This window comes from Cohnella sp. AR92 (assembly GCF_003990975.1).
Lineage (GTDB): Bacteria > Bacillota > Bacilli > Paenibacillales > Paenibacillaceae > Cohnella.
Genome location: NZ_RZJR01000011.1, coordinates 260,281 through 271,305 on the forward strand (window position 1 = coordinate 260,281; position 11,025 = coordinate 271,305).

The 11,025-nt window shown below is 54.7% G+C and carries 9 protein-coding genes; all 9 read left to right on the forward strand.

The genetic code is table 11. The features are described 5' to 3' along the window. Positions 1-79: 79 nt before the first annotated feature. Positions 80-901 carry a histidinol-phosphatase HisJ gene (gene hisJ, locus ELR57_RS19765; RefSeq protein WP_370452310.1) on the forward strand — a complete coding sequence of 274 codons (822 nt, stop codon included), beginning with the start codon at positions 80-82 and terminating at the stop codon, positions 899-901. A gap of 668 nt (positions 902-1,569) precedes the next feature. Beyond that, the gene (locus ELR57_RS19770) at positions 1,570-1,890 is read left to right on the forward strand and encodes a cysteine-rich CWC family protein (RefSeq protein ID WP_126960804.1); all 321 of its coding nucleotides are present in this window, start codon (positions 1,570-1,572) and stop codon (positions 1,888-1,890) included. 194 nt (positions 1,891-2,084) lie between these two features. Next, positions 2,085-3,884, forward strand: coding sequence for a cache domain-containing sensor histidine kinase (locus ELR57_RS19775; protein ID WP_370452311.1), 1,800 nt, complete (start codon positions 2,085-2,087; stop codon positions 3,882-3,884). 31 nt (positions 3,885-3,915) lie between these two features. Further along, complete coding sequence (locus tag ELR57_RS19780) at positions 3,916-5,229, forward strand: response regulator (protein WP_126960805.1); 1,314 nt, start codon at positions 3,916-3,918, stop codon at positions 5,227-5,229. A 96-nt stretch (positions 5,230-5,325) separates the two neighbouring features. Beyond that, positions 5,326-6,246, forward strand: coding sequence for a carbohydrate ABC transporter permease (locus ELR57_RS19785; RefSeq protein WP_126960806.1), 921 nt, complete (start codon positions 5,326-5,328; stop codon positions 6,244-6,246). 2 nt (positions 6,247-6,248) lie between these two features. After that, a complete protein-coding gene (locus ELR57_RS19790) occupies positions 6,249-7,121 on the forward strand; it encodes a carbohydrate ABC transporter permease (protein WP_238162614.1) in 873 nt (290 codons plus the stop codon). Between the two features lie 122 nt (positions 7,122-7,243). Beyond that, positions 7,244-8,710 (forward strand): ABC transporter substrate-binding protein, encoded by a 1,467-nt coding sequence (locus tag ELR57_RS19795; RefSeq protein WP_126960807.1) that lies wholly within the window; start codon positions 7,244-7,246, stop codon positions 8,708-8,710. A 600-nt stretch (positions 8,711-9,310) separates the two neighbouring features. After that, the gene (locus ELR57_RS19800; RefSeq protein ID WP_126960808.1) at positions 9,311-9,979 is read left to right on the forward strand and encodes a hypothetical protein; all 669 of its coding nucleotides are present in this window, start codon (positions 9,311-9,313) and stop codon (positions 9,977-9,979) included. Between the two features lie 696 nt (positions 9,980-10,675). Next, positions 10,676-11,025, forward strand: a 350-nt coding sequence (locus ELR57_RS19805) for a transposase (RefSeq protein WP_192896599.1), incomplete at its 3' end; no start/stop codon positions are given.

Genomic DNA, 11,025 nt, shown 5'->3' on the forward strand with positions numbered 1-11,025 from the left:
TCACCGGCCGTCTTCGCGGATGTTACAATGATCTCATTCGCATTCATAGAGGAAAACAAATCCCGGGAGGATGAGAGTCTTGTTGAAGTGGGACGGCCATACGCACAGCAAGTTCTGTTATCACGGCAATCCGGCCGAGCAGAAGGAATACCTGGAGCGGGCGATCGAGCTCGGCTTCGAGCGATACAGCGTGACCGAGCATCCGCCGCTGCCGGACAAGCTGGTGGACAATCCGCAGCTGATGCTGGAGCTGGCGATGCCGGCCGGCGAGCTTGCGGATTATTTTGCCTACATGAAGGATGTAAAAGCGAGCTACGAAGGGCGTATCGAAGTGGCTGTCGGGCTGGAGATGGACTATCTCTTTAAACGGACGGACTTCTCCGATCGCATTATCGACAATTGGGCGAAGCAGATGGAAGACGCGGTCGTCTCGGTGCATTATCTTCCGAGCCGCGGCGGAGCGATGCGCTGTATCGACTATACGGCGGATGACTTCAGGGATGCCTTCCTCGGCTATTACGGCTCGATCGACAAAGTGGTGGAAGAGTACTTCAACCACGTGGAGATGGAGATCGAATGGGCGGCGCAGCTGCCGATGCGCAAGCGGATCGGCCATGTGAACCTCATTCGCAAGTTCCATAAGGAGCTGCCGGAGATGGACCCGGACCTCGTTCGCCGCCGGCTGGAAGGCCTGCTGCCGAAGCTGAAAGCTTCCGGCATCGGGGTGGACGTGAACGTGGCGGGGTTCCGGGTGGCGACGTGCGAGGAAGCGTACGTGCCGGAGTGGTTTATGCAAGCATGCCGCGAGAACGGCATTGAATTGGTTTACGGCTCCGACAGCCATAAGCCCGAGCAAGTCGGCTTCAGCTACGACTGGTTCGCCGAGCGCGCGGGGAAATAAGTTCGCGGATCGGAAGTAACTGCAAGAAACAGCCCTGGATGGCCGAATCGGCCATCCAGGGCTGTTTTTTGCTTGTGCGGCGCGTGAAACAAAGTATCGGCAATTCCGAGCGTGGAGTTGTTGAACAAAAGCGAATAACTCCGCCGCGGGAAGGGGTGCGAGCGAGGAGTTATTGAACAAAAGCCAATAACTCCGTCACGGAAAGGGATGCGAGCGAGGAGTTATTGAACAAAAGCGAATAACTCCGGCGCGGGAAGGGGTGCGAGCCGGGAGTTATAGAACAAAAGCGAATAACTCCGCCACGGGAAGGGGTACGAGCGTGGAGTTGTTGAACAAAAGCGAATAACTCCGCTGCGGGAAGGGGTGCGAGCGTGGAGTTATTAAACAAAAGCCAATAACTCCGCAGCGGGAAGAGGTACGATCGAGGAGTTATTGAACAAAAGCGAATAACTCCGCCGCGGGAAGGGGTGCGAGCGAGGAGTTATTGAACAAAAGCGAATAACTCCGCCGCGGGAAGGGGGGCGAGCGAGCGCGGGGATCCGCACAACCGCTCGCGGCACCCTCTCGGTCGAAGAGAGGCGCATATTGCCAATTCGCCCGGCAGCAAGTACGATGGGCTCAGAAGCGTCTACACGCGTGAGCGAACGAGAAATGAGGGAGCAAGAACGATGAGCAGCCCTAAGAGCAATCCTACGATCAGCGGCGATTCGAATTCGATTAAGACCTCCTTCGACTCGAATCAGGAGGAGACCTCGAACAAGCCGAATCCGGTCGAGACCTCCTTAGACCCGACTCCGGTCGAATCGACCTTCGATCCGTCCGTATGTCCCTCCTGCGGGAGGGCGAACGGCTGCGCGGTGACGGCGGGGAGGCCGCCGGAGACCTGCTGGTGCAACAAGGCGGTTTTCTCGGAAGAAGCGCTGCGCCGAATCCCGCCCGAACTCCGGATGAAGGCCTGCCTATGCATTGAGTGCGCGAGCAAGGAATGAGGAATCTCCCGCCGAGCAGTCTCCAACAAGATGGGATCCGAGTTTTACAGGGAATCGGCGCAACTACTCTTCCTTTCTCCCGTGTGCGATTCCACGGAGATGGGGAGTATTCTTACGATTCGTTATGACAACGCTTACCCTTGCGAGAATTCGCTTTATACTAATAGGGCTTTAGCAGAGTAGGAGGAGCCGGTGTGTCCAAGCGTCACTTCCATAATCCGCTGACGAGAATGAAGGTCAAGCAGCAGCTTATCCTGCTGTTCGTTATCCTCGTGAGTCCGGTCTTTATTCTGAACTGGTACGCGAACGTGAAGACGGAGCAGATTCTGAAGCGCCACGTCACGAACGCGTATGCCGAGCTGAACAAGCAGAACCATCTGCTCATCAATCGGGATATCGATACCGTACACCGGGTGATGACGACGATCATCCAGAACCCGCAGGTGCAGCAGATGCAAGCCAGCCAGGAGGATGAGCTGACGCGCGTGAAGCTGTACGAGACGACGGATAAGCTGATCTCGACGTTCACGATGGGGATCAGCGGCGGCATCGCCAACTATTATTATCTGTTTGTTTACGATCCTCTGAACCAATACAACTTCGCCCCGGTGTCGAGCTCCAAGTACAAGAGCGGCGGCGTGTTCTTCTATTCGGACATGTCGAAGCCGTCCTGGGCGGACGAGGCCATCTCCCGCAGAGGCAGAGGCTATCTCAAAATCATCGACGGAATCGGAAGCGGCTCGGACAAGAAGACGCTCGCTTACATCCGGGCGGTGAACAGCGTCACGAGCGGAAGGGCCATCGTCGGCGTGCTCGTCGCGACGAACATGGACAAGAGAATCGAGCAATCCCTTCGGACGGTCTCGCTTCCGGATAACGGAGAGCTCTTCTTGACCGACTCGAATAACATCGTGCTCGCGTCCACGACGGGCATCCCGCTTGGCGAGACGCTGACGCTTCCGGCCCAGCTGGGGGCGACGCCGGACAGCGAAGGCATCGTCGACGCGATCGAGGAAGGCTTTATCTATGTCGTGCATTCCAGCTCGGAGATTAACCAGAAGCTCGTTTACCGCATCTCTACGTCGGCGCTGCTGAAGCAGCAGAGCGAAGTGAAGAGGGCGATCCAGTGGATCTCGATTGCTTATTCGCTGTTCGCGATCGTCGTCATGGCTTATTTCTGGCGTTCCTTGCTGACGCCGCTGCAGCGGCTGGCCGGGTTCGTGAGGAGCTATGAGCCGGGGAAAAAAGTGCCGGTGCAAGAGAGAGAGGAGAGGAACGACGAGGTCGGGGTGCTGATTCATTCGGTTCACAGTCTCGCTCATCGCCTCAATACCTTGATCGAGGAACAATATGTGATGGATATCAAGCAGAAGGAAGCGCAACTGAGGCTTCTGTATCAGCAGATCAATCCGCATCTTCTATACAACACGCTGGAGAGCATCTATTGGAAAAGCACCCTGGAGGGCAATTCCGACTCGGCGGAAATGATCAAGGAGCTGTCCAAGCTGATGAGGATCAGCCTTAGCCGCGGACGGGAGCTGATTACGATTCAGGAAGAGGTCGAGCATGCGATGGCCTATACGAATCTGCAATCGAAGCGGTACGAGTACGAGTTCCGCGTGGGGTGGAACGTGGATCCGGCCATCGCGGGCTCGCTCATCCCGAAGATCACGATCCAGCCGCTGATCGAGAATGCGATCCTGCACGGCGTCCGCAACATGGGGGAAGACGGGCTCCTTCAAGTGAACGCAAGGCAAGAAGGGGATCGTGTCCTTATCGAAGTCATCGACAACGGCTACCAGAAGGTCGATTACGATTGGCTGAACCGAATCATCCGGGAATCGCGAACGGAATCCACGACGGGCTACGGCATTCATAATGTTTTCGAGAGAATCCAACTGCACTACGGTTCCGAGTATGGGATCTCGTATTCCGAGACTCCGGGCGGAGGGACGACGGCAACGATCTCGCTTCCGTATGTGCGGCAAGACTGACCGCATGGATCAACAAAGGAGGAATCCGTTCATGTACACGATTCTGCTGGTGGACGACGAGCCGCTGATTTGCCGGGGACTGAGCAGCCTGCTTCAATCCTCCGGCTTAAATATAGGAACCATTCTCACGGCGGGCAACGGACAGGAGGCGCTCGACTATCTGCGGATGGAGGACGTCGATCTGATCGTCACCGACATTCAGATGGGAACGATGAACGGCATCGAACTGATGCATCAGGCGAAGATCATGAAGCCTTGGGTAGAGACGATCGTCATCTCCGCCCATGAGACGTTCCAATACGCCCAGACGGCGATGAGGCTCGGCGCCAAGGATTATCTTATCAAGCCGCTCAACAACGAGCAGTTCCTCGATACGGTTCGCAACGTCCTTCTGCAGATGGAGAAACCGGAGAAGCAGAGCGACGAGCTGCTGTCGAACCTGCGGGCAAACTTCCAGATGGAACTGCCGAACGAGCGAAAGGGCGAGTGGCTCAATCGGCTTGTAAGAGGGGAGCCGCAAGAGGCCAACCGGCTTGCCGAAGAGCTGCGGAGCGGGTTCGGCGTCTCGATCGCCGGCCCGTACTTCGCCGTCTTCCGCATCAAGCTGGAGCTTGGCGGAGTGGGAGTTAAGGATTGGGGGCTGCTTCGTTACGCGGCCCTGAACATCGTGAACGAGCTGATGAGCCAGGAGTGGCAGCACCAGGCGTTCTACTCCGGAGCCGACGAGCTGTGCCTGCTGATCGAGTGGAGCGAGCAGGCTTACAACGAATCGAACATGAACAAGATCGACCAGTTGGAGTACATCGGCCGCAGCCTCCATTTTCACATCGAGAAGTATTTGCAGCGCCAAGTGTTCGTCGGGATCAGCCAGATCCTGAAGGAGATCGCGTTCATTCCGACCCTCGGCCTGCAGGCCGCGAGGGCGTTGCGCTGGAGGGAAGAGCATCCGGATCACCATGTGTTCTACTACGGCGATTACAAGTGGGGCAGCCGGGAAGACAGCTCGACCGAGGAGGAAGGGCTCGCGCAGAGCAACGGGATCGTCGAGCAGGCGAAGAAATATATCGACGAGAACTACATGAAGAAGGGGATCACGCTCAACGAGGTCGCTCATCACAACCATGTCAGCCCCAACTACCTCAGCTATCTTTTCAAAAAATACATGAACGCCAACCTGTGGGAATACGTCATTCGGCTGCGCATGGAAGAGAGCAAGCGCCTGCTGGAGACGACGGACCTGCGCCGCTACGAGATCGCGGACCGCGTCGGATACGAGTCCCCGGAGCACTTCAGCAAGATCTTCAAGAAATACTACGGCATCAGCCCGAGCGATTGGAAGAAGTAAGATTGAGCACGATCCTCATAGAATTGCACATTTTCCCTCGGCGGGCCTTTTTCTACAATACAAATAGACCTATAGAAAAAGGAATGAGGGAGTGCCATGGATCAGACTGCGGCCATTGACGTCCAGTCGACAAAGAACGCCAAGAGGAAAAGGTTCGCTCCTTACAGGAAAAATATCTCGGGGTATTTGTTTCTCGTTCCCGCAGCCGTATTGTTCATCCTGTTCCTCTGGGTGCCGATTATCAAAGGGGTTATTTTCAGCTTCTATCACATCGACTTCGTAAAAGGCGATACGTTCGTCGGCTTGGACAACTACAGGACGGTCTTCCACGACCCCGAGATCGGGGTCGCCGTCAAGAATACGCTGTACTATATGCTATTGTGTCTTCTTATCGGCTTCTGGGTCCCGGTTCTGTTCGCGATCGCGATCTCCGAGATCAGGCGGTTCCAGGGGCTCTTCCGGGTGGCGGCTTACTTGCCGAACGTGATCCCGGTCGTCGTTCTCTACGGACTGTGGCGCTGGATCTACGATCCGGTAGGACCGATCAACGCCTTCCTGGGCAAGCTCGGGGCCGACCAGATTCTGTTCATGACGGATACCCGTTGGTCGATGATCTCGCTCGTCATCATGGAGACCTGGCAGCAGTTCGGCTCGGCGATGCTGATCTACCTGGCGGCGGTGCTGAGCATTCCGAAGGATTGGTACGAAGCCGCCGAGATCGACGGAGCGGGAATCTGGGCAAGGGTACGCCATATTACGCTTCCTTCGATCAAGGGCTTGATCATGCTGATGCTCATCCTTCAATTGATCGGCACCTCTCAAGGCTATCAGTCGCAGCTCGCCATGCTGGACGGCGGACCGCTTAACGCGACGATGACCTACGGCCTGAAGATCGTGAAGTACGCCTTCACCCGGCTGGACTACGGGGTAGCCTCCGCCCTGGGCGTTCTGATGTTCCTGGTGCTGGGCGGACTCGCCGTCGTGCAATTCCGGATGACGAATCGGGAGGGGAACTAATCTTGAAAGCTACCGAGAGGGGAATCCTGTCTTCCCACGATTATCGCAGGCCGTCGACCATCGCCGTCATGATCCTCATGTCGATCGTCATTCTGTTCATGGTGTTCACGATGCTGTATCCGATCGGCGTCACGTTCACGAACTCGCTGAAGACCGTCATCGAGGTTAACTCCTTCCCGCCGAAGTTCCTGCCCTCCGGGCTCGAATGGGGCAATTACAAGGAAGGCTGGCACTACATGGACCTTCCGCTGTTCCTGAGGAATACGCTGATTCTCTTCGCGGGCAACCTGCTCGTTACGGTATTGGTGCTCGGATTGGCGGCGTTTACCTTGTCGAAGCTTAAGATCCCGCATCGGAAGCTGATCTACTTCTTCTTCCTGATGACGCTGTTCATTCCGCCTTCTACGTATATCGTTCCGAACTTCGTCAATCTCAAGGACCTGCACCTGCTTAATACTTATTGGGCATTCTGGTTGCCCGCGGGGGCTTCGGCGTTCAACCTGCTGCTGCTCAAAAGCTTCTTCGACGATATCAGCGACGAGATCTTCGAGGCATCGCGCATCGACGGAGCTTCGAACTGGTACGGCTTCTCCCGCATCGCGCTTCCCCTGTCCATCCCGATCATTTCGACGCTCGCCATTTTCCTCTTCTCGGCGACTTGGAACGATTGGTTCTGGCCTTCGCTCGTCATGCACGGAGATCCGAAATACCCGCTCGCCACGGCTATTTACAAGAAGGTCATCCAAGCGACGGGACTTAAGCAAAACGTCAAATTCGCCATTTTATCCATGGTGGCTCTGCCTCCGATCGTTGTCTTCCTGCTGTTCCAGAAGTTCATCCTGAGAGGGCTTCATTTGGGAGGAGTCAAAGGATAGCAAGGGATTGCGGATTCGTAGAGTTGCACATGATCGGAATAAAAATACACATCGCCTCCGGAAACCGCCTCCATTATGATGAGTGCGTACCACAAAATTCCATACGGATAAGGGGAATATCCATGCAGAAGAAAAAATGGTCCACGCTTCTGTTAAGTCTCGCAATGGTCAGTGCCGTAGCTACCGCGTGCGGCAGCAACAACAACAATGGGGAGTCCAGCCCGTCCGCCAGTTCTTCTCCAAGCGCGGCTTCGGAGAGCCCGTCTCCTTCCGCTTCGCAGGAATCGGCTTCTCCTTCCAGCGAAGCTCCGGCAGAGAAGGTTACGATCAAGATCTACTACCCGACGGCCGACAAGACCGAGCTCCGCGCCCTGGAAGACGACAAGATCAAGCGCTTCACCGAGAAGTATCCGAACGTCACGGTCGTTCCGGACGACTGGCAGTACAACGTCAACGAGATCGGCATCAAGATGGCGGCCAACGAAGCTCCGACCTTCTTCAACACCTTCGCGACGGAAGCGAAGATGCTCGTGGAGAAGGGATGGGCGGCTGACATCACCGACCTGTGGAACAACTACGAGTACAAGGATCAGATCAACCCGGTTCTGCAAAGCCAGTTCAACCTGGACGGCAAGGTTTACGGCGTAACCCAGAAGGGCTATGTGACGACGACGATCGTAAACAAGAAGATGCTGGACGATAAGGGAGTTCCGGTACCGTCGTACGACTGGACTTGGGACGACATGCTGAACACGGCCAAGGCGGTAGCCGATCCGAAGAAGGGCATCGCGGGTATCGCTCCGATGGGCAAGGGCAACGAAGCCGGCTGGAACTGGACCAACTTCCTGTTCGAAGCGGGCGGCGATATCCAAACGGTCGCGGACGGCAAGGTAACGGCTGCGTTCAATTCCGACGCCGGCGCCAAGGCGCTGGACTTCTACAAGAAGCTCCGTTGGGAAGCCAATGCGATTCCGCAAGACTGGGCGCTTGACTGGGGCGCCGCTACCGGAGCCTTCGCCCAAGGCCGCTCCGCCATGGTCATCGCAGGCGCAGAAGGCCCGCTGCAGCAAGCTCTGCAAGCCGGCTTCAAGCCGGAAGACATTCTCGTTTATCCGATGCCTGCGGCCCAAGCCGGCGGCAAGCACACCGGGGTTCTCGGCGGCGACTACCTCGTCATCAACCCGAACGCTTCCCCTGCCGAGCAGAAAGCGGCCTTCGACTATATCACGTTCGACTACTTCTCCGACAGCTACCTGACGTCGCTCGAGAAGAACATCCAAGACTTCAAGGCGAAGGGCCAATACTTCGTGCCGGCTCACCTGGACTACTACAAAGCCGATTCCGAGTACGGCAAGAAGGTTCAAGCGATCCTCGCGAAGTACGACAACGTCTACAAGTACGCCGACGAATCGAACGCTCTGCTCGACGGCAAGCCGGAAGCTCAATACAGCACGCAAGACTACTACGGCACGATGACGACGGTCATCCAGGAGTCCTTCACGAAGAAGGGCACCGACTCGAAGAAGCAGCTCGACGTCGCAGCCAAGTCGATGCAGGATAAGTTCTACAACGCGATTAAGGTTCAGTAAGGGATGAATAATTAGGCGAAGCCCCCGGTGAGAGATGTCTCTTGTCGGGGGCTTTTCTTTAATGCTGCTTATTCTTCGAAGCCGTCGCGGCGGCTGCGTTAAAAACCTTCCGCGCAAGTCGATGACTACGCAAACGGATGGGTACCCAGCAAAAACGAAAATGCTGCGCAAACCGACGCAGATTTGCAGGCTGAAGACTCCCCACAACTCACAACTCGACAATAGGTGAGTGGTATGGTAATTTATAGAAGTTCCCAGGTGGCAGGCAGTTCGCTGTTTCAAAGTTAGTTCGAAGTTGCTCATTGCGCCAAGTAATCAATCATTAACCGTCGGAAGAAGCGAGAAGTGCCTAGCAGCTCCGGAGAACGCTCGAAGGTGCTCCTTGCTCCAAGTAACCCATCTCTATCAGCCTGGGAGTTCACCGGTCAAAGGGCTAGCCGCCAATCGAACAGTGCGTATGAATAATTGAGTTAGCGAGTTTCTCGCATGAAGCACATCTCGAATGAGCAAGTTTGATGCATGAAGCACATGCCGTTTATCCCCCATCGGGGATAAACGGCTTTTCTATTATGTTCATGATTGAGAATGGGGGCGGATTCAATGACGAACGAGAAGTTAGTTGAGGCGTTTATTGAAGAGCAGAAGCGAGGAGCGACGGGGCAGAGGCTGGAGCTGCTGAACAAAGATTTAACGGGAACCAAGAAATTGCTATCTTCCATTTTGCTGCCGGTGCTGAAGTCGTTGGACGGTTTGATTCTGGAGCATGAGATGGTCAGCAATAGCGGTGTTCGAATGTATGTGGATGCATTCTACGTGCCGCTTGGCATCGGATTTGAAGCCGAAGGTTATATCGCTCACGAGGAAAAGCTAACGCGTGAAAGGTTTAGCTTTGAACGGGTGAGAATCCGAACCATCGGCAACCGTCGGTTTGTCTTCTATCCATTCAGTTGGGACGAGATGGATAAGAGAGCCGAAGCCTGCCGCCGGGATGTCTACGAGCTGCTGGGCAGCATGGGGAGTTTGTCTTCTTCGAGGTTGCTTAGCCTGCCGGCCTATGAGCGCGAGGTTCTGCGGTTCGCGGTCATGCGATTGGGAGCGTTCGGGTTGCAGGAGGTACAGGAGCTGTTGCAGTTGGGATACAAGTCGAGCAGGAGAGCGGTAAATAGTTTGCTTGAGAAGGGACATCTGCTAACCAAAGGCGGCGGGGATAGAAGGTGCTTTGAATTTATCATCTCCCAGAGTGGACGCGATTTGTTCTTGGATAGATGAGGATAGTGGAAGGTAATGGGTGATGAGATGGGCCGAGTTATTGAACAAAGTTCAATAACGGAGGGTGATGGGAGAGGAGAAGGTGCGAGTTATTAAACAAAGTTCAATAACGGAGGGTGATGGGAGAGGAGATGGGTCGAGTTATTGAACAATATTCAATAACGGAGGGTGATGGGAGAGGAGAAGGTGCGAGTTATTGAACAAAGTTCAATAACGGAGGGTGATGGGAGAAGAGATGGGTCGAGTTATTGAACAATATTCAATAACGGAGGGTGATGGGAGAAGAGAAGGTGCGAGTTATTGAACAATATTCAATAACGGAAGGTGATGGGAGAGGAGATGGTGCGAGTTATTGAACAATATTCAATAACGGAGGGTGATGGGAGAGGAGATGGTGCGAGTTATTGAACAAAGTTCAATAACGGAGGGTGATAGGAGAGGTGATGGGCCGAGTTATTGAACAATATTCAATAACGGAGGGTGATGGGAGAAGAGATGGTGCGAGTTATTGAACAAAGTTCAATAACGGAGGGTGACGGGAGAGGAGAAGGTGCGAGTTATTGAACAAAATTCAATAACGGCGGCGTAGGATAAATAAGTCAGTTCAGCTTGTCCTCCCTTCTAGAGTCTGTAAAATACTTTGTGTAAACTCTCAAACCTACTAAAATGGAATTACTAGAAAGGTTGGGAGCACACATGGGATTATGGTCAAAGGAGCAGCTCAGATCGTTTATCAAGGAGAATAATCTGGTTACCGCTCAGGACGCACAGAATGCCTTGAAGGACTTGTTTGCAGAAACGCTGCAGGAGATGCTTGAGGCCGAGATGGACACCCATCTTGGCTACGAGAAGCATGACATGCAGAACAAGCAGACGAGCAACAGCCGTAACGGGAAAAGCAAGAAGAAGATCATGAGCGAGTACGGCGAGCAGGAGATTGCAGTCCCTAGAGACCGTCTGGGCGAGTTCGATCCAGTCGTTGTTCGGAAGCATCAATCGAACGTAACGGGCATCGAGGACCAGATCATTGCGCTCTACGCTAAAGG

Excerpts from the sequence above, each read along its gene's own strand:
- ELR57_RS19770 (WP_126960804.1), top strand. The coding sequence starts at position 1,570 with ATGAGCAGCCCTAAGAGCAATCCTACGATCAGCGGCGATTCGAATTCG.
- ELR57_RS19785 (WP_126960806.1), top strand. The coding sequence starts at position 5,326 with ATGGATCAGACTGCGGCCATTGACGTCCAGTCGACAAAGAACGCCAAG.
- ELR57_RS19800 (WP_126960808.1), top strand. The coding sequence starts at position 9,311 with ATGACGAACGAGAAGTTAGTTGAGGCGTTTATTGAAGAGCAGAAGCGA.
- ELR57_RS19780 (WP_126960805.1), top strand. The coding sequence starts at position 3,916 with ATGTACACGATTCTGCTGGTGGACGACGAGCCGCTGATTTGCCGGGGA.
- ELR57_RS19795 (WP_126960807.1), top strand. The coding sequence starts at position 7,244 with ATGCAGAAGAAAAAATGGTCCACGCTTCTGTTAAGTCTCGCAATGGTC.